General features: G+C 32.7%; 19 protein-coding genes and 1 tRNA gene. All 20 read left to right on the forward strand.

Features of this window, described 5'->3' with window-relative positions:
* Positions 1 to 5: 5 nt before the first annotated feature.
* The 20 genes from JNO63_RS02255 (at position 6) to JNO63_RS02350 (ending at position 19,005) form a co-directional block, all read left to right on the forward strand.
* Positions 6 to 791, forward strand: a complete 786-nt coding sequence (locus tag JNO63_RS02255; protein ID WP_203126824.1) for a type III pantothenate kinase — start codon at positions 6 to 8, stop codon at positions 789 to 791.
* A complete protein-coding gene (dusB, locus tag JNO63_RS02260; RefSeq protein ID WP_203126826.1) occupies positions 772 to 1,734 on the forward strand; it encodes a tRNA dihydrouridine synthase DusB in 963 nt (320 codons plus the stop codon). The genes JNO63_RS02255 and dusB overlap by 20 nt, the downstream gene beginning before the upstream one ends.
* Before the next feature lies 1 nt (position 1,735).
* Positions 1,736 to 2,209: a transcription elongation factor GreA gene (greA, locus tag JNO63_RS02265; RefSeq protein WP_203126827.1), complete on the forward strand. Its 474-nt coding sequence runs from the start codon at positions 1,736 to 1,738 to the stop codon at positions 2,207 to 2,209.
* A gap of 9 nt (positions 2,210 to 2,218) precedes the next feature.
* Entirely contained in the window at positions 2,219 to 4,120 is a 1,902-nt protein-coding gene (lysS, locus tag JNO63_RS02270; RefSeq protein ID WP_203126829.1) for a lysine--tRNA ligase, read from the forward strand.
* 208 nt (positions 4,121 to 4,328) lie between these two features.
* Complete coding sequence (locus tag JNO63_RS02275) at positions 4,329 to 5,405, forward strand: siderophore ABC transporter substrate-binding protein (protein ID WP_203126831.1); 1,077 nt, start codon at positions 4,329 to 4,331, stop codon at positions 5,403 to 5,405.
* 1 nt (position 5,406) lies between these two features.
* Complete coding sequence (locus JNO63_RS02280) at positions 5,407 to 6,372, forward strand: ABC transporter permease (protein WP_203126833.1); 966 nt, start codon at positions 5,407 to 5,409, stop codon at positions 6,370 to 6,372.
* Complete coding sequence (locus JNO63_RS02285) at positions 6,369 to 7,382, forward strand: iron chelate uptake ABC transporter family permease subunit (protein ID WP_203126835.1); 1,014 nt, start codon at positions 6,369 to 6,371, stop codon at positions 7,380 to 7,382. Before JNO63_RS02280 ends, JNO63_RS02285 begins: the two co-directional genes overlap by 4 nt.
* Complete coding sequence (locus tag JNO63_RS02290) at positions 7,379 to 8,134, forward strand: iron ABC transporter ATP-binding protein (protein ID WP_203126844.1); 756 nt, start codon at positions 7,379 to 7,381, stop codon at positions 8,132 to 8,134. The genes JNO63_RS02285 and JNO63_RS02290 overlap by 4 nt, the downstream gene beginning before the upstream one ends.
* Positions 8,135 to 8,178: 44 nt before the next feature.
* A complete protein-coding gene (locus tag JNO63_RS02295; RefSeq protein WP_203126846.1) occupies positions 8,179 to 8,694 on the forward strand; it encodes a hypothetical protein in 516 nt (171 codons plus the stop codon).
* Positions 8,695 to 8,778: 84 nt separating this feature from the next.
* Positions 8,779 to 10,059, forward strand: coding sequence for a CapA family protein (locus tag JNO63_RS02300; protein WP_203126848.1), 1,281 nt, complete (start codon positions 8,779 to 8,781; stop codon positions 10,057 to 10,059).
* The gene (locus JNO63_RS02305) at positions 10,059 to 10,625 is read left to right on the forward strand and encodes a phosphatase PAP2 family protein (RefSeq protein ID WP_203126850.1); all 567 of its coding nucleotides are present in this window, start codon (positions 10,059 to 10,061) and stop codon (positions 10,623 to 10,625) included. The genes JNO63_RS02300 and JNO63_RS02305 overlap by 1 nt, the downstream gene beginning before the upstream one ends.
* A 30-nt stretch (positions 10,626 to 10,655) precedes the next feature.
* Positions 10,656 to 10,742: transfer RNA gene (locus JNO63_RS02310), tRNA-Leu, on the forward strand.
* 194 nt (positions 10,743 to 10,936) lie between these two features.
* Positions 10,937 to 13,579, forward strand: coding sequence for a DNA polymerase I (gene polA / locus JNO63_RS02315; protein ID WP_203126859.1), 2,643 nt, complete (start codon positions 10,937 to 10,939; stop codon positions 13,577 to 13,579).
* Positions 13,566 to 14,159, forward strand: coding sequence for a dephospho-CoA kinase (coaE, locus tag JNO63_RS02320; protein WP_203126860.1), 594 nt, complete (start codon positions 13,566 to 13,568; stop codon positions 14,157 to 14,159). The genes polA and coaE overlap by 14 nt, the downstream gene beginning before the upstream one ends.
* Positions 14,156 to 14,812: a lytic transglycosylase domain-containing protein gene (locus tag JNO63_RS02325; RefSeq protein ID WP_203126862.1), complete on the forward strand. Its 657-nt coding sequence runs from the start codon at positions 14,156 to 14,158 to the stop codon at positions 14,810 to 14,812. Before coaE ends, JNO63_RS02325 begins: the two co-directional genes overlap by 4 nt.
* Before the next feature lie 65 nt (positions 14,813 to 14,877).
* A complete protein-coding gene (gene rsxC, locus JNO63_RS02330) occupies positions 14,878 to 16,215 on the forward strand; it encodes an electron transport complex subunit RsxC (protein ID WP_203126863.1) in 1,338 nt (445 codons plus the stop codon).
* A 10-nt stretch (positions 16,216 to 16,225) separates the two neighbouring features.
* Positions 16,226 to 17,200 carry an RnfABCDGE type electron transport complex subunit D gene (locus tag JNO63_RS02335; RefSeq protein WP_203126864.1) on the forward strand — a complete coding sequence of 325 codons (975 nt, stop codon included), beginning with the start codon at positions 16,226 to 16,228 and terminating at the stop codon, positions 17,198 to 17,200.
* Positions 17,193 to 17,732, forward strand: a complete 540-nt coding sequence (locus JNO63_RS02340; protein WP_203126866.1) for an FMN-binding protein — start codon at positions 17,193 to 17,195, stop codon at positions 17,730 to 17,732. The genes JNO63_RS02335 and JNO63_RS02340 overlap by 8 nt, the downstream gene beginning before the upstream one ends.
* Before the next feature lie 9 nt (positions 17,733 to 17,741).
* Complete coding sequence (gene rsxE / locus JNO63_RS02345; RefSeq protein WP_203126869.1) at positions 17,742 to 18,422, forward strand: electron transport complex subunit RsxE; 681 nt, start codon at positions 17,742 to 17,744, stop codon at positions 18,420 to 18,422.
* A gap of 10 nt (positions 18,423 to 18,432) precedes the next feature.
* Positions 18,433 to 19,005: an electron transport complex protein RnfA gene (locus tag JNO63_RS02350; RefSeq protein WP_203126871.1), complete on the forward strand. Its 573-nt coding sequence runs from the start codon at positions 18,433 to 18,435 to the stop codon at positions 19,003 to 19,005.
* Positions 19,006 to 19,008: the final 3 nt, after the last annotated feature.

A 19,008-nucleotide genomic window follows, 5' to 3' on the forward strand; every position in this document is an offset into this window, starting at 1 on the left:
AATAGATGCTTCTAGTAGTAGATATTGGAAATACCAACACTGTGCTTGGTGTTTTTAACAATGGTAAATTAGAATTCAGATATAGAGTGGCTACAAATTTAAAACGCACCAGCGACGAATTGGTAGCTACCCTTTTTAATATGTTCATAATTCATGAGATTAAAAAAAATTGCATTGAAGATACCATAATTTCTTCAGTAGTTCCAGATATCATGTATGCATGGCAATCGTGCAATAGAAAGATGTTTGGTAAAGATCCAATAATTATTGATTATAAAACCGATACTGGAATTATAAATGATTATGAATCACCAAAGGATGTTGGAGCTGACAGAATTGTAAATGCAGTTGCAACTTTTAACAAATACGGTGGTCCGGCGATAATTGTTGATATGGGTACAGCAATAACTTTTGATGTAATTACTAAAGAAGGAAAATACCTAGGTGGGTCGATAGCTCCAGGAATCCGAATTGCCCAAGATGGTCTTTTTGGAATGACTGCTCAATTACCAAAAATAGAACTTCGAAATCCAACAACAGCAATTGCAAGAACTACACCTGAAAGTATGAATGCAGGTATTGTGTATGGTTATATTTCGCTAATAGATGGAGTAATCGAACAAATAGAAAAAGATCTTGTAAATGATTATGAACTTTGTGGGAAAATAAATGTAATTGCAACTGGAGGATACTCAGAATTAATTGCTCATGAATCAAAATATATCGAATATATAGAACCTGATCTAATGCTAGATGGGCTAAAAATTATTTATGACCGAATTAAAAAATAAAGAGTTAATGCTAGCTCCCCTAGCAGGAGTTACTGATGTAGCCTTTAGGATAATTTGCGAAAAATATGGTGCTGATAAAACATTTACAGAAATGGCAAGTGTTAATGCCATGGTCTATGATAATAAGCAAACTGATGAGATACTTTTTATCTCAGAAAAAGAAAAACACGCAAATGTCCAAATTTTTGGTAGAGATCCAGAAAAAATAGAAAGGGCTATTAAAGATAAGATAAACCCACTTGAAAATATTACCGATTTAAGTTTTAATATGGGTTGTCCTGCACCCAAAATTTTTAAAAATGGGGAAGGCTCTGCCCTAATGAAAGAACCTGATCTAGTAGATAAGATTACAAAAACTTTAGTAAAATCAACTAATAAAAAAATAAATGTAAAATTTCGATCAGGCGTAGATGAATCTTTAAAAAATTATATTGAAATTGGTAAGATTTGCGAGGATAATGGAGTAGATTATGTCATCCTCCACGGCAGAACACGTGAACAACATTATAGTGGAATTGCAAATTGGGATGATATTAAAAAATTAAAAGAAGCTCTTACTATACCAGTAATTGCAAATGGTGATGTATTTACTGTAGATGATTTTAAAAATATTATCGAAAAGACAAATGCTGATGGCGTTATGCTTGCAAGAGGAGCAATGGGCAATCCATTTTTATTTAAATACATTAAGGAATATCTAGAAACTGGAGACTATACTCCAATAACTCCAAGTGAGATTATAGATCAGATTAGAGAGCAATACGATTTATCACTAGAATTTAAAGATCAAAAACTAGTAGTAAATCAAATGAGAAAGCATGTAGGCTGGTACATCAAGGGTTTACCAGATTCAAGCAAAGTTAGAGATGAAGTTAATAAATTAAAAACAAAAGAAGAGATTTTTGATTTATTAGATGAATATAAGAATGTTTTAGAGGGATGAAATGGCAGAAAATAAAGAAGTTATACTTTCTAAAGAATATTTAGAAAAATTAGAAGACGAATTAGAGTACTTAAAAACCAAAAGAAGACCAGAGATTGCAGAAAAAATCAAAATTGCAAGAAGTTTTGGTGACTTATCAGAAAATGCTGACTATGATGAAGCTAAAAATGAACAAGGTGAAATCGAAAGTCGTATAGCAAAAGTTGAAGATATGATAAGAAATGCAAAAACTATCGAAGTAGACTTAAATTCTGATGAAGTTGGGGTAGGAAATACAGTGACAGTATATGATGAAGAATTTGATGAAACTTTGGATTACAAAATCGTTGGAACAGCAGAATCTGATCCAATAAAAGGTTTCATATCAAATGAATCACCAGTTGGTGCTGCACTTTTAGGTAAAAAAGTCGAAGACAGGGTAGAAGTAGCTACTCCAAACGGCAAAATGTATTTCACTATTAAAGACATTAAATAAGGAGAAATGATGACTGATAACAACAAAGATTTAAATGAAATGCTTAAGATTAAAAGAGAAAAACTTGAAGAACTTAAGCAAGAAGGCAGAGATCCACACGAAATTGTAAACTTTAAGGACCGCACACCTGCAAATGAAATTAAAGATAATTTTGAAAATTACGATGGCAAGTCTGTAAGAATTGCTGGTCGTATAAGAGCAAAACGTGGTCACGGAAACATGAGCTTTATGGATATCCAAGATGAATCTGGAACAATCCAAATTGTAAATCGTAAAAATGTTATCGGTGATGAATTCAAACAAGTTAAAAAATACGATATTGGTGATATCGTTGGTATAGAAGGAAATGTATTTAAGACCAATCAAGGTGAAATTTCAATTGAAACACAAAATCCTCAATTACTAACAAAATCCTTACAAATATTGCCAGAAAAATGGCACGGACTAAAAGACCCTGACTTAAGATATAGACAAAGATACCTAGACCTTATTGTAAATCCAGAAGTAAAAGAAGTTTTCTACTTAAGAAGCAAAATCATTACTGAAATTAGAAAATTTTTAGACGGTAGAGGATTTATAGAAGTAGAAACTCCAATTCTTAATACAATTGCAGGGGGAGCTACAGCACGTCCATTTATAACCCACCACAACACTTTAGATATCGATATGTATCTAAGAATTGCAAACGAACTTTACCTAAAAAGACTAATTGTCGGTGGATTTGATAAAGTTTATGAAATGGGCAGAATGTTTAGAAACGAAGGTATGGATGCTACTCACAATCCTGAGTACACCGCAATGGAACTTTACCAAGCCTATGCTGATTACGAAGATATGATGGAAATTACCGAACATATGGTAGAAACAGTTGCTACAAATGTTTTAGGAAAAACCACTATCGAATATGACGGCCAAGAAATAGAATTAAAAGCTCCATGGGCTAGAATACCTATGATTGATGCTATTAAAAATGAAATTGGTATCGACTTTAACGAAATCACATCCTATGAAGATGCAGTTGCAATTGCAAAAGAAAAAGGCGTTGAAGTAAAAGATGCACGTGGAGAAATTATCGCAGAATTCTTCGAAGAATTTGTAGAAGATAAGCTAATCCAACCAACATTTATAATTGACTACCCAGTAGAAATCTCACCACTAGCTAAAAGAAAAAATGATGATAAATCATTAACATATAGATTTGAAGCATTTATTAATGGTAAAGAAGTAGCAAATGCCTTCTCAGAATTAAATGATGCTGCAGATCAAAGAGAAAGATTTGAAGCTCAAGTTGCTAAACGTGAAAAAGGTGATGATGAAGCACAAATGATGGATCACGATTTTGTAAATGCTCTAGAAGTAGGACTTCCTCCAACAGGTGGCCTTGGTATAGGTATTGATAGAGTGATAATGCTGCTTACTGGCCAACACTCAATCCGTGATGTCCTATTATTCCCAACTATGAAACCAACTGGCAAAAATGCTGTAGAAAGCAATGAAATAGCACCTACAAAAACAGTTGAAGAAACTAATGAAGTAATAGACTTTACAGGTGTAAAAACAGAAGATTTCTATGATGATATAGACTTTGATACATTTACAAAATCTGACTTTAGAGTTGTAAAAGTAACTGATTGTGAAGAAGTACCAAAATCAAACAAACTTCTTAAATTTACCCTTGATGATGGATCTGACACACCAAGAACAATCCTATCAGGTATCAAAAAACATTACACAGCAGAAGAGTTAATCGGCAAAAACTTAGTAGCCATAGTTAACCTACCACCAAGAGCAATGATGGGTGAGGAATCTCAAGGTATGATTCTATCAGCAGTACATGAGCAAAACGGTGAAGAAAAACTAAATGTCCTAATGGTAAGCAATAATATCCCAGCTGGGGCAAAATTATATTAATAGAAAATGTAGACTTCCTAAATCTCCTAGAGACTTAGGAAGTTTTTTTATTGAAATTAGAGTATTTTTAATAAATTTAATTGACAATCTAAATAGAGAGATTTTGTAACAAAATATATTAGTTCTTAATCTTGACTAGTTTACTAGGGTATGTTATACTTTTGCTAATGATAATCAGTATCATTAATAATATGTTTAAGGAGTATTTATGAAAAATACAAAAATCATGTCAATAGCAATACTTGCACTGGCTTTATCAGCTTGTGAAAATAATGTAGGCACCGAAAATACTAAAGCAGAAAATCCTGCCCCCAAAAGTGAAGTTAGTCAAGAGCTTGAAAAAGACTCGCCAAGTATTGATGAAAATTCAAAAGATACTGAATCAAGCATGGAAAAATCAGATATTATTACTATAACAGATGCCCATGGTGAAGTAGAAGTAGCCCGCAATCCAAAAAAAGTTGTTGCTCTTGATAGCAGAAACTTTGAAGTTTTAGAAGCAATGGGAGTTGATTTAGTAGCTGCACCAAAAGATGTTATGCCAGAGACATCTTCTTATTTAAAAGATGATAGTATAGAAAATATTGGCAACCACAGAGAACTAAATCTAGAGTTACTCGCAGCAACTGATCCAGATCTAGTAATTATAGGTCAAAGATTTGCTGATTACTATGAGGATATTAAAGCTATTGTACCAAATGCTTCTGTAATTGATTTAGATACAGATGTCTCAGAAGAAGCAAATTCTCCAGGAAATAATCTTATAGAAGGATTTACAAATTCTACAATGATTTTAGGAGAAATCTTTTCTAAGGAAGATAAGGCAAATGAGCTAATAACAGACCTTGAAGAATCAATTGAAAAAGCAAAAGATGCCTACAAGGGTGGCAGTGTAATGGGAATGGTAGTTTCTGGTGGAGAAATTGGATATTCAGCTCCAAAATATGGAAGAGTTTGGGGTCCGGTTTATGAAATATTAGAACTAGAACCATCTTTAGATGTGAAAAATGATTCTTCAGACCATAAGGGAGATGATATTTCTGTAGAAGCAATTGCAGAATCAAAACCAGATTATCTAATGGTCTTAGACCGTGATGCCGGAGTAGCTAGCGAAGAAAATGCAAAACCTGCTATGGAAGTAATTGAAGGATCAGAAGCCTTAAAGGACCTTGAAGCCATTAAAAACAATAAAATTTATTACGCTCCAAATGATACCTACACCAACGAATCAATCATTACTTATACAAAGATATTTGATGGTTTAGCAGAATTGTTTAGCAAATAAGATGGAAAATACAAAAAGAAAAATATTTACAAAACCCTATATTTTTGCACTAGGGTTAGTAATAGTCCTTGCCATAGCTTCTGTTTTTACAGGAGCTTATGATATTTTTAAAGAGGGTAATTCTATTGAAATGGTATTTATAACAAGAATTCCAAGGACCTTAGCCCTAATGCTTTCAGCAGTAGCCATGAGCCTATCGGGCATTGTCATGCAGCTAATATCACAAAATAAATTGGTAGAACCAACCACAACTGGAACTATTGAATGGGCTGGTCTAGGCCTTGTTTTAGTTTATATTTTAATTCCAAAGCCTAGCCTGCTTCAAAGAATGACAGGTGCAATCATAGCTTCATTTATTGGATCTATGGTTTTCTTTTATTTACTTAGAAATATAAAATTAAAATCATCCCTATTTGTGCCAATTGTTGGTATTATGCTAGGAGCAGTTGTTTCTGCAATTTCAACCTTTATTGGCCTAGAATTCAATATGACTCAGGTAATAGAAGTTTGGTTTCAAGGATCATTTGCCCCAGTCCAACGTGGTCGCTACGAATATTTATTTTTTATAATAATAATTACAATAGTTATTTATAGGTATGCTGATAAGCTGACAATTGCAGGGCTTGGAGAGGATATAACAACAAATCTTGGTCTTAATTATAATCAGATTATATTAAGGGCTAATATTTTAGTTGCATTAGCTTGTGGGATAGTTTCTGCAGTGATTGGCAATATCCCATTTTTAGGTCTAATAGTGCCAAACATTGTTTCCATCTATAGAGGAGACAATCTAAGGGAAAATATACCTTGGATTTGTTTGGTATCCATGATGGTGATGCTAGCAGCAGATATTATTTCAAGGACGATTATTGCACCATTTGAATTACCCGTATCACTTATTTTAGGAAGCGCAGGTTCAATTATATTTATAATTATTTTATTAAATATGAGGAGATTTAAGATATGAAAAGTAAATCTTCTTTTATGAGTAGTTTTAGATCAGAAAAAGAAAAAAAATCATATTTTATATGTCTGGTAATTTTATCTTTGCTAGCTATTTTAACAACATATGGGCTCCTTGTTTATAAGAACCCAGTCCCAATTGATTCACCATCATTTTTACCAATTATTAAACGCAGGCAAAATGCTATTATTGCCATGGCAATAGCAGCTATCTGTCAATCAGTTGGAAGCATACTTTTTCAAAGTGTAACAAATAATAGGATTATAACACCATCGATTTTAGGCTTTGAGGCTATCTATTCCACAATAAATACAGCAATCATGTATTTTTTAGGAATAACAGGATTTTTGGTCATAGGAGGTAAGGGTTATTTTATATTTCAGATAATCCTTATGGTTGGCCTTTGCTTATTTTTGTTTATGGGGATTTTTGCAAAAAAAGATGGAAATATTGAACTCATGCTTTTAATAGGAGTTATTTTAGGCCAAGGGCTTAGAGCAATAGCAGCCTTTATGCGTAGGCTCCTTTCTCCATCAGAATTTGATATTTTGCAAGCAAAACTTTTTGCTTCTGTAAATAATTCTGATACAGAATATTTCCCCCTAGCAATTGGAATAATCTTTTTTGTGACACTGGGAGTATTTTTAAATATGAGAAAGCTAAATGTTTTAAGTCTTGGCAAGGATGTGGCTACAAATTTAGGTCTAAACCACAAAAAAGCAACTTTTCTATCATTGATAGCAGTTGCGATTTTAATTAGTATTTCAACAGCCCTTGTTGGCCCAATGACCTTTTATGGTTTTCTAGTAGCTACATTAACTTATGAACTAGCGAAAACTTATGACCATAAATACCTGATGATTATGGCAATACTACTTGCCTTTGATATATTAGCTGGTTCATATTTTATTATGAATCACATATTCAATGCAAACGGAGTGGTTTCAGTCTTGATTGAATTAATAGGAGGGATTTCATTCCTTATTTTAATATTTAAGGAAGAAAAATTATGATAAGTTTAGAGAATGTAGAAAAAAAATATAGCGATGAAGTTAGTATAGGTCCAGTTAGTCTTGATATAAAAACAAACGGTATAAACTCAATAATCGGCCCAAACGGTGCAGGCAAGTCTACCTTACTTATGATGATTGGTAGACTTTTGCCAAAGGATGCCGGAAAAATAAATGTAGGTGGTCTGGATATTGATAATACAAATCCAAATCAAATGGCAAAGACAATTTCAATTTTAAAACAAGAAAATAATTTTATCAGCAAATTAACCGTAAAGCAACTAGTAAGTTTTGGAAGATTTCCTTATAGCCAAGGCAGACTTACTAATGAAGATGTAAAAATAATTGAAAAATATATAGACTTTTTTGATTTAAAAGCTCTTGAAAATAGGTATTTGGATGAATTATCTGGAGGACAAAGACAAAGGGCCTATGTTGCAATGGTCCTAGCCCAAGAAACAGAATATGTTTTGCTAGATGAGCCGTTAAATAATCTTGATGTGGCAAGATCAGTTTCAATGATGAAACATCTAAGATGTGCTTGTGACACTTTGAAAAAAACTTTTGTTTTGGTAATCCATGACATAAATGTAGCAGCCCAATATTCAGATAGGATATTTGCTATGAAAAATGGAAAATTAGTCCTAGAAGGATCTGTAGATGAGGTAATGGATGGGGATAAATTAACAAATATTTTTGATACAAGTATAAATATTGTAAATGGTCCCTATGGGAAAATTGCTGTCTATAATTAACTTTAGCAATCCATTGTGGGTATAAATCCATAAAGGAGATAATTATGAACGATAATTTTCAATCAGAATATAAGGACACCGAATCAGTTAGAAAATACGTAAATAGACATAATATTTATTCATTACTTTTTGCCCTAGGTTTTTTTATCATTATTGTATCAATAATTCCATATTTACTAATAACTTCTGAAAAGATAGAAGATAGGATATTACCATCTATTATAGTTTTCTTAATTGGTTTGATTATGATAATTGCAAGTAATTTTTCCAAAAGAAAATTAAGAGACAAACAAGCCAATAAATATACTGTTTCTGCAAGTGAATTTATAGATTTAGAGACAGAATCTAGAAGGAAAATATTTAGAAAAGATCTTATAATTGCAATTTTATTAATAATTTTAGTTCCGATTATCTACTATCTAATTCACACAAAAACATCGATGCTTGCTACAAATTCAAATAAATATATAAACTCAATATTAATATTAATTATTGCCATAGCAGTATTTATTATTTTATATAGCAAGGGTAAAAAAGACGCATATAATAGCTTACATTAAAATGCACCTAGCAATGGGTGTTTTTTTATTGCTTTATTTTAAGCTTATAGGTTACAATGGATGTAGTATATATTTGGAGGGAATATGAAGTATATAAAAAGAACACTCACCTTTATTTTTTCAATTTTGCTACTTGCTGCTTGTGGCCAAAAAGAGCTAAAGGAAGAAAGTAATGAGCCAATAAGAACAACTGACCTTATTGAAAATTTAAATTCAAATGATCTTGCAAAGCAAGATGATAAAGAAGTAGATAATGAAGTTGCCGCTGAAAATACTAAAAAATCAGATGAAGTAGAAGAAAGTAAAGAAGAAAAAATCGAAACCATTACTTTAAAAGCCGGCGGAGATCTTATGGCAAATATGGGTCAAACTCAATATGCCTACAACAAGGGCGGTGGGTCTTATGATTTTTCTGATTCGTTTATGTATATTTCGGATTTTATAAGCGATGCAGATATTGCAATTGCTAACTATGAGACAACAACAGATCCAAATGTTCCATATGCGGGCCACCCAAGATTTAATGCACCAGCAGAATATTTGGACGCTATAAAAGAAGCTGGATTTGATATTGTAACAACTGCTAACAATCACTCGCTAGACAATGATATTGAGGGAGTCAATACCACAATTGAAGCTATCCAAGATGCAGGACTAGACCATGTTGGTACACGTGCTGAGGATGATGATACTAGATTTATTATAAAAGAAGTAGGTAATATTAAGCTTGCATTTTTATCCTACACCTTTGGTTGTAACGGGAAAGAAGATTTATTCCAAGTACGTGAGGAAGTTCCAGAAGTAAATTATTTACATGAAGATCAAATCAAGGATGACATCAAAAAAGCAAAAGCAAAGGATACTGATTTTGTTGTTGTATATCCTCATTGGGGCATAGAATTGCGTTCAAATGCAGATCCTAGTCAAATAGAATTAGGACGAAAGATGATTGATTGGGGAGCAGATCTTGTAATAGGAAATCATCCACATGTAGTAGAGCCTTATGAAGAATATGAAACTGAGGATGGGAGAAAAGGATTTATAGCTTATGCTTGCGGCAATTTCATTAGCATCCAAAATTTAGAAACGGTAAATGATATCAGAACAGAACAATCAGTTGCTTATAGTTTTAAGTTATCAAAAGATTTAGCTAACGGCACAACATCAATAGATGAAATCGAAGCATATCCACTCTGGGTTGGCATGACTTATAATGAATATGGCCGCAGTGTAAGAACTTACTTATGTGAAGATTTCCTAGAAGGTGGCAAATATTATGATGAAGTTGACGAGTCCCAAAGAGATAGGATACAAAAAGCCTATGATGCAACCATGGCGACTATTAGCAGTGAGGTAGATTATTAATGGGACCTTGGACTAGTTTTGAAATAGGAATTCTAGATGCGATTCATAAATTATCGACACCAGGCCTGAATAAGTTTATGGTAACTATAACAAATCTTGGAAATCTGTCTATAATTTGGATTGCATTTATTATAATTTTTATGTCAACAAAAGAGTACAAGTCTATGGCTAAGGTCATGGTAATAGGATTTATGCTAAATATAATTATAGTTAATCTTTTGCTAAAAAATATTTTTGCAAGAGTCAGACCCTTTGATTATGTTAATAATATTGAATTACTAGTACCTAAATTAAAAGATGGATCTTTTCCATCAGGGCACACATCATATGCCTTTACATTTTTTACGATTATATTTTTTATGAGTAAATCAAAAATGATAAAAATATTCACTGGTATACTTGCCTTGCTCATAGCTTTAAGTAGACTATATTTATACGTTCACTTTCCAACAGATGTAATAGCAGGAGCTGTGATAGGATTTGCTATAGGGATCCTATCAATGAAAATCTATTTTGACAAAAACATAAGAAAAAAACTAGCCAATTGCAATTTGCAAAGAAAGTAAAAAGTGTTATAATTAATAGGTAACCATTGAGCCGGTGTGTTGGAATTGGCAGACGAGACAGACTCAAACTCTGTTGTCCACCAGGGCGTGTGGGTTCGAGTCCCACCACCGGCACCAATAAAGCCTATACGGTTAAAATAGGACCAAGAGTCTATAAAAATAATATATAAAAACCTCGTAGTCAATTAGATTACGAGGTTTTTTTATATGATTTCTTAAAAGACTTTACAAACCTATAAAATCATATGCTATTTTAATCAAATCTTTAAAATATCCACATTTTACGTTATACTATTACTAAGGAGTGACAAATGAGTAAAACACTTATGCTAATAGATGGTTCTAGTTTGATTTTTAGGGCGTTTTTTGCTCTTCCAAACCTTACAAACAACGATGGAGTCATGACCAATGGTGTGTATGGTTTTTTAACTATGTACCAAAATGCTTTTGATAAATATAATCCAGATTCTGTTCTAGTTGCCTTTGATAGGTCTAGTAAAACTTTCCGACATGAGGAGTTTAAAGATTATAAGGCAACTCGTGATAAGATGCCAAGCGAACTTTCTTATCAGTTTGGAATTTTAAAAGATATACTTGATTCTATGAAAGTAGCCTATACTGACCTTGATGGTTTTGAAGCTGATGATATAGTTGGAACCTATGCTGATATGGGCCAAGATGCAGGTTATGAAGTTGTAATCATAACTGGAGACCGTGATTATTTACAGTTAGTTGATGAGCATATTACAGTTTATCTCACTAAAAAAGGCATTTCTGATATGGTTGAGTATAACTTATCAACTATAAAAGAAGAATATGGTTTGACACCCCAACAATTAATAGATGTTAAAGGTCTTCAAGGAGATAAATCTGATAACATTCCTGGTGTAGATGGAATTGGTCCCAAAAAAGCAGTGGGCTATATTCAAAAATACGGGTCCATTGAGGGATTATACGAACATATTGATGAAATTTCTGGTAAAAAAACCAAGCAAACTTTAATAGATAGCGAATCTATAGCCTACATGAGCAAAAAAATTGGAACAATAGTAAAAAATGCTCCAGTTGAAATAGCTTTATCTGACTTGCAATTAACCGATCCAGATTATCCAACTCTTAAAGAAAAGTTTTCAAAATATAATTTTAATAAGTTTTTAGAAAAAATAGAAGGTCATGTAGACCTAGCAGATACTGATAGAGAATTTGAGTTTACCGAAACTGATGATTATACTGATTTAATTGATGATATCAAAAAGAATAAAGAATTTGCTTTCAAATCATTGTATAATGGGGAAAATTACATCCATTCTGTGATTTATAAACTAGCTATAAAAACAGCCAATAGCAAAGCTTATATTATAAAAGCTGATGAGAATTTTATAACAAACTTTAAAGAAATTTTCGCAGACAAGACTATAATCAAAAATTCATTTGATATAAAAGAAGATGTAGTTTTATTGGATAAATTAGGAATTGATTTGGCGCTACCTTATAATGATGCTATGCTCATGCATTACCTAATTGACCCATCTAGGTCATCTTATGATGTAAAAACTTTAAGCCAAACTTATTCGGATTTTGAAGTGATAAATGAAGTGGATTTAATTGGCAAGGGTGCAAAAACTAAAAAATATGAAGACATTGACCAAGATGAGCTAAACTCATACATGGCATCAGTCCTTTATACAATAGAAAATTCAAAAGAAAAACTAGAAGAAGAATTAAAATCATATAAAATGTATGACCTTTACCAAGATATTGAAATCAAGCTTTCTAAAGTTTTAGCTAGCATGGAAATAGCTGGTTTTGTAACCGATATTAATGTTTTAGAAAAGCTGAAAGCTGAAATCGATGAGGTTTTAAAAGGACTTACAAGTGAAATTTATGAACTGGCTGGTTCTGAATTTAATATCAACTCTACAAAACAATTAGGAGAGGTTTTATTTAAAGATTTGGCATTGCCTGTTATTAAGAAAACAAAAACTGGATTTTCAACTGACGCTTCGGTTTTAGAAAAATTACGCGATGAACATCTAATAATCCCTAAAATTGAGCAATATAGGGAAATGTACAAATTGCGTTCAACTTACATCGAAGGTCTTGAAAGTGCAATCGATGAAGATGGAAGAATCAGATCGACTTTTAGACAAAGTATTGCATCTACTGGTAGACTCTCATCTACAGAGCCAAATTTACAAAACCTACCAATAAGAACAGAAGAAGGCAGAAAAATCAGAAAAGCATTTAAAGCAAGTCCCGGAAAAGTTTTGATAGATGCCGATTATTCTCAAATTGAGTTAAGAATCTTAGCTTCACTTTCAGAAGATGAAAATATGATAGATGCTTTCATAAATGGGGTTGATATTCATACAAAAACAGCATCAGAAGTTTTTAATAGACCGCTTGATGAAGTGTCTAAAGTTGAAAGATACAATGCAAAGGCAGTAAATTTTGGTATAATTTATGGAATAAGTGATTATGGTTTGTCGCAAAACTTAAACATTCCAAGACCTGTGGCAAAAGACTATATAGAAGGATTTTTTGAAGGATATCCAAATGTAAAAAAATATATGGATAATATAATCAAGCAAGCACGCGAAGATGGATTTACAGATACCTTATTTAACCGCAGAAGATATATACCAGAGATCACTTCAAAAAACTTTAATGTAAGAAGCTTTGGAGAAAGGGTTGCCCTAAATACTCCAATTCAAGGTACTGCAGCAGATATTATCAAAATTGCTATGATAAAGACAGACGAAAATCTAAAAAAAGCAAATCTTGATGCTCAAATCATCCTTCAGATTCACGATGAAATTATTCTTGAATCGTCTATTGAAGATAAAGAGAAGGCTATGGAAATTTTAAGAGAATCAATGGAATCAGCAACAAATCTTAAAGTACCTTTATTAGTTGAAATAGACACTGGAGAAAGTATGTATGAGTCCAAATAAAATTGTGATCACTGGGACAATTGCATCTGGGAAGTCAACCTTGTGCAAGCTTTTAGAACAAATGAATTTTAAAGTTATATCTGCTGATGAGGTCAACAGAAACTTGCTAATTCCGGGAGCGAAAAATTTCGAAGCAATAAGAGCTTCAGATGAATTTGAGAAAGCATTCAATAATGATAGCTTAGATAAAAAAAAGCTAGCACAGATAATTTTTTCTGATAGAGAAAAGTTAAAAAAATTAAATCAACTAACTCACAAAAATATATTAAATGAGATTGAAAGACAAATAGAACTCCTAGATGAAAAAGTAGTTTTTATAGAAATTCCGCTTTTTTTTCAAATGGATGAAAGATTTGATGCAGATGAAGTCTGGTTAGTAGTTGCTGATTATCAAATTCAACTTGAAAGATTGATGCAAAGAGATAAAATCAGCCTTGAATATGCTAAAGCAAAATTAGAAAGTCAAGAGCAATTACTAACCATGAAGGAAAATAGTGATGTAGTTTTTGATAATAGCACAAGTGTGGAGCATCTTACAAAAGAGCTCAAAAAAACCTTAAAGCAAAAGGATTTACTATGAAAGTATTAAAATTTATAGGAAAATTAATAGGATATATACTGCTAACAATACTATTAGCAATAGCTCTATCCTACGGCATAATAGCCTACCAAACTTCTCGTACACGAATTAACTATCAGGATCAAATCACAGAAATCTCAGATGAGGCTAATGTAGATCCTTTACTTACTGCAGCTATTGTAAAAGTAGAATCAGACTTTGACAATGATGCCCACAGTCATCAAGGTGCCCAAGGGCTCATGCAACTTTTAGATGATACAGCAAGACACTCTGCAGAAGTAATTGATATGGACTATTATCCTGAAAAATTAAACGACATTGACTACAATCTAAAACTAGGCGTAGGATATTATGATTATCTAATGAAATATTACAATAATCGTAAGCTAGCTCTTGCAGCCTACAATGGGGGAGTAGGAAACGTTGATAAATGGATAAAAGAAGGAGTTTTGGATAAGGAAAATCCAGACATTTCAAAGATACCATTTGAAGAAACTAGACAATATGTCACAAAGGTAGAATCCACCTATGATGTTTATAAAACATTTTATAAGGATGGATTACCAACAAATTCTGAACTGTCAGATATTGGACAATTAAGCTATAATAATTTTATGACATTCATCAGCGAACTTTTATATAATATTGCATAATTGTTGATGAATGTCACAAATTCATTTATAATAGAAAAGAACAAAAAAATATTAAGGAGATGCATATGGCAGGAAATGCTTTGACATTTAAGAAAGGTGTGCACATTGATGAGTTTAAAGAACTCTCTGAAAATAGTGAACTTTACACCTTACCTACACCAAATGAGCTAGTGATTCCGCTTACTCAGCATATTGGTGCACCAAGTAAATGTCTTGTTAATAAAAAAGACGAAGTACATATTGGAGATTTAATCGGGCAAGCTGTTGGTAATTTCTCAGCAAATATCCATTCATCTGGAAATGGAGTTGTAAAAGACATAATCGATATACAAACAGCATCCGGTAAAAACGCTCAAGCAGTTGTGATAGATACAGAAGGCTACGATCAAGAAAAAGAGTACATACTTAACGAAAACGTTCGCTTAAACAAAGAAGAGATTGTAGAAAAAATTAAAGAAGCTGGAATTGTTGGTATGGGAGGAGCAGCTTTCCCAACTCATATTAAATATACACCGGCAAAAGAAGTCGATACAGTAATTGTAAATGGTGCTGAATGTGAACCATACGTTACTTGCGATGACTATATTCTAAAAAATAAACCGGAAAATATCGTAAAAGGCCTTGAGATATTAGTAGTAGCATCTGGTGCAAAACAAGGAATTATTGCAATTGAAGATAATAAACCAAAAGCCTTTGACGCAGTTTCAGCATTCTTAAATGAATACTCAAATAATGCTACAAATCTGCCAGATTTAAAAGTTGTAAAACTTGCTACAAAATATCCACAAGGGGATGAAAAGAGACTTATAGACGCTACTCTAAATAGAACTGTACCATCAGGTGGTTTACCAATGGATGCAGGTGTTATAGTTTCTAATGTTTCTACTGTAAATGCTGTTTATGAAGCAATCTACTATGACAAACCACTTTATGAAAGAGTAATGACAGTTACAGGTCATAATGTTAAAAATCCTCAAAATGTTCTAGTAAAAGTAGGTACATCTTTTAACTATGCAATAGATGCAGTTGGAGGATTAAATGGTGAAATTGGAAAACTAATTAGTGGTGGTCCAATGATGGGTATTGCCCAACCAAATTCAGGAAATCCAGTAGAAAAAGCAACAAACTGTATTTTAGTACAAACAAAAGAAGAAGCAATCCCAGCAGACATCGAACCATGTATCAGATGTTCTCGTTGCGTAAATGTTTGTCCAGTAAATCTTCTTCCACTTTATATTCACAAATTTGCTTTAAATGAAAAATTTGAAAAGGCCGAAGATTATAGAATTATGGATTGTATAGAATGTGGATCTTGTTCTTATATTTGCCCATCTAAGAGACCTCTTGTTGAAGCGATTAGATTTGGTAAACGTCAAATAAGACAAGCAGGAAAGGGTAAGTAGGAGTAGATAAATGGAAAATAGAGAAAAATTATTAGTTACATCTTCTCCTCATGTGAGAAGTAAAAATACTATTCAAAGCGAGATGAGAGATGTAATTATCGCTTTAATACCAGCAGGTATAGCTGCAGTATATTATTTTGGATACAGAGCCTTAATTTTAATATTGGCATCAGTATTAGCTTGTGTATTATCAGAGTATTTATTTAATAAGGCAACAAAAAGAAAACAAACAGTGAAAGATTTATCAGCAGTTGTAACAGGTATATTACTCGCTTACAATGTGCCATTTACACTACCTGTTTGGCAAATAGTAATAGGTGCAGTTTTTGCAATTGTAGCTGTAAAAATGGCCTTTGGAGGAATTGGTCAAAATATTGTAAACCCAGCCTTAGCTGCAAGAGCATTTTTACTTGCTTCTTGGTCTGAGTCAATGTCAACATTTGTGCCACCACAAAGAGTAGCAACTTTAAAATCAGTTAGTACTATCTCGGCTCTTTCTGCTGCAACACCACTTTCAGAACCACAATCTTATTCTGTAATGGATTTATTTTTAGGAAATATACCTGGTTCTCTTGGTGAAGTGTCAGCCCTAGCCCTACTTTTAGGATGTGCTTACTTACTAATTAGAAGAGTTATTAATATAAAAATGCCACTTATTTACATAGCAACAGCAACATTACTTTCAGGATTATTTACAGGTTTTGATAATATCCTAAAAGATGTTTTATCAGGTGGTTTATTACTTGGTGCAATCTTTATGCTTACAGATTATACAACTAGCCCAGTAACACCAAATGGACAAATTGTCTATGCAGTTTTAGCTGGTGTATTAACAGCGATAATAAGAGCATTTGGAGGATATCCAGAAGGTGTAAGTTATTCTATACTTTTATCAAACCTTGTGGTGCCAATTATAGAAAAATACACAAGACCAAAAGTATTTGGTGTTGATTATAGCAAGAAAAAAGGAGTAGCAAATGAATAATTTTAAATTAGGTTTAAGATTATTTGCCATTACAGCAGTAGTAGGATTGGCTCTAGCTTTTACAAATAGCCTAACTGCTCCAGTAGTTGCAGAAAATCAAGCTCAAGAACTAAAAGAATCACTTTCTGTGGTATATCCAGCAGATTCTTATGAAGAAATAGATGTAGAAAAACCAGAAACAATTCAAAATGTTTACAAGGCAACAACAGCTGATGGAGATGGATATGTATTCCAAATCAATTCTCCAGGTGGATATGGTGGAGATATCGAATTTTTAATCGGTGTTGATCCTGAAAATAAAATCACAGGATTTGCTCCATTAGTTCACTCAGAGTCACCAGGATTTGGTGCTGAAATGGAACAAGACTTCTTTAAAGAAGGTACGGTTGGAGTAAACATGGATAATGAGGTTGGTTTTTCTGATGAGGGTGGCGAAAATGAAATTGTAAAAATTTCTGGAGCTACTATTTCTACTACAACTATTGTAAAAGGAATTAACGATGCTAGAGAAGTTCTAGCTAGTCTAAATTAGGAGTTATTTATGGAACAACAATTAGATAGACCTTTTGTGGATGAAGATGCAAAGGTAGATAGTAAAAGAAAACAGAAAGTAAACCTAGGTAAGGTTTTTTCTGATGGGATATTTAAAAATAATCCAGTATTTGTCCAATTAGTTGGGATGTGCTCGGTACTAGGGGTTTCATCAACTATGCAAAATGCTATTGGTATGGGATTATCAGTAATATTTGTACTTACAATGAGTAACTTAGTAGTATCACTACTTAGAAATTTTATTAAAGATGAAATTAGAATCCCTGCTTTTATCGTTATTATTGCAGGTTTTGTAACCATAGTTCAATTAGTACTTAGGGCTTATGTACCATCCTTATACAAATCTCTTGGTATATTTATCCCACTTATAGTAGTAAACTGTGTAATCCTTGCTCGTGCAGAAGGATTTGCTTCAAAAAATGGTCCTATTGCATCAATTGTAGATGGACTTGGCCAAGGACTTGGTTATGCTCTGGCTATTTCAGTGTTAGCTTTCGTAAGAGAATTACTTGGAGCAGGAACTGTTTTTGGAAAAACAATAATACCAGCAGAATATACAATTGGATTTTTACAACAACCAGCATCATCTTTCATAGTACTAGGCTTATTATTTGCAGCATATGCAGCATTTACTAACAAAAAAGAAAGAAAAGCTGCTTTAGCTAAGTAGGGAGGGGCATATGACAGATTTAATTTCAATAATTATTGGTGCAATATTTGTATCAAACTATGTATTAGGACAATTCTTGGGTATCTGCCCTACTTTAGGTGTAACTAGCAAGGTAGAAACAGCAAGGGGAATGAGTTTTGCCGTAATATTTGTAATTACTTTAGCTTCTATAGTAACTTGGTTTATCCAATACTACTTATTAGAACCACTAAATATTGAGTACCTACAAACTGTAGTATTTATCTTGGTTATAGCATCTTTAGTACAATCAGTTGAAACTGTAATGAAAAAAAATATGCCTAGCTTATACGGAGCTTTGGGGGTATTCTTACCGCTTATTACAACTAACTGTGTAGTACTAGGTGTAGCTATAAAAACAATTACAAACCAATATGATTTGCTTCAAACAATAGTTTATGCCCTAGCAGCATCATTAGGATTTATGCTAGCTATGATGATCCTATCATACATAAGAGAAAGAATTGCAGAAAATGATACTCCAGAAGCCTTTAAGGGTGCGCCAATGAGTCTAATTACTCTTGGACTTATGTCAATTGCATTTATGGGCTTTCAAGGTTTATAGGAG

Origin of the sequence: Anaerococcus sp. mt242, assembly GCF_016798225.1 — a bacterium.
GTDB lineage: Bacteria > Bacillota > Clostridia > Tissierellales > Peptoniphilaceae > Anaerococcus.

Coding starts and splice junctions, on each gene's coding strand:
- JNO63_RS02255 (WP_203126824.1), top strand. CDS start 6: ATGCTTCTAGTAGTAGATATTGGAAATACCAACACTGTGCTTGGTGTT.
- dusB (WP_203126826.1), top strand. CDS start 772: ATGACCGAATTAAAAAATAAAGAGTTAATGCTAGCTCCCCTAGCAGGA.
- greA (WP_203126827.1), top strand. CDS start 1,736: ATGGCAGAAAATAAAGAAGTTATACTTTCTAAAGAATATTTAGAAAAA.
- lysS (WP_203126829.1), top strand. CDS start 2,219: ATGACTGATAACAACAAAGATTTAAATGAAATGCTTAAGATTAAAAGA.
- JNO63_RS02275 (WP_203126831.1), top strand. CDS start 4,329: ATGAAAAATACAAAAATCATGTCAATAGCAATACTTGCACTGGCTTTA.
- JNO63_RS02280 (WP_203126833.1), top strand. CDS start 5,407: ATGGAAAATACAAAAAGAAAAATATTTACAAAACCCTATATTTTTGCA.
- JNO63_RS02285 (WP_203126835.1), top strand. CDS start 6,369: ATGAAAAGTAAATCTTCTTTTATGAGTAGTTTTAGATCAGAAAAAGAA.
- JNO63_RS02290 (WP_203126844.1), top strand. CDS start 7,379: ATGATAAGTTTAGAGAATGTAGAAAAAAAATATAGCGATGAAGTTAGT.
- JNO63_RS02295 (WP_203126846.1), top strand. CDS start 8,179: ATGAACGATAATTTTCAATCAGAATATAAGGACACCGAATCAGTTAGA.
- JNO63_RS02300 (WP_203126848.1), top strand. CDS start 8,779: ATGAAGTATATAAAAAGAACACTCACCTTTATTTTTTCAATTTTGCTA.
- JNO63_RS02305 (WP_203126850.1), top strand. CDS start 10,059: ATGGGACCTTGGACTAGTTTTGAAATAGGAATTCTAGATGCGATTCAT.
- polA (WP_203126859.1), top strand. CDS start 10,937: ATGAGTAAAACACTTATGCTAATAGATGGTTCTAGTTTGATTTTTAGG.
- coaE (WP_203126860.1), top strand. CDS start 13,566: ATGAGTCCAAATAAAATTGTGATCACTGGGACAATTGCATCTGGGAAG.
- JNO63_RS02325 (WP_203126862.1), top strand. CDS start 14,156: ATGAAAGTATTAAAATTTATAGGAAAATTAATAGGATATATACTGCTA.
- rsxC (WP_203126863.1), top strand. CDS start 14,878: ATGGCAGGAAATGCTTTGACATTTAAGAAAGGTGTGCACATTGATGAG.
- JNO63_RS02335 (WP_203126864.1), top strand. CDS start 16,226: ATGGAAAATAGAGAAAAATTATTAGTTACATCTTCTCCTCATGTGAGA.
- JNO63_RS02340 (WP_203126866.1), top strand. CDS start 17,193: ATGAATAATTTTAAATTAGGTTTAAGATTATTTGCCATTACAGCAGTA.
- rsxE (WP_203126869.1), top strand. CDS start 17,742: ATGGAACAACAATTAGATAGACCTTTTGTGGATGAAGATGCAAAGGTA.
- JNO63_RS02350 (WP_203126871.1), top strand. CDS start 18,433: ATGACAGATTTAATTTCAATAATTATTGGTGCAATATTTGTATCAAAC.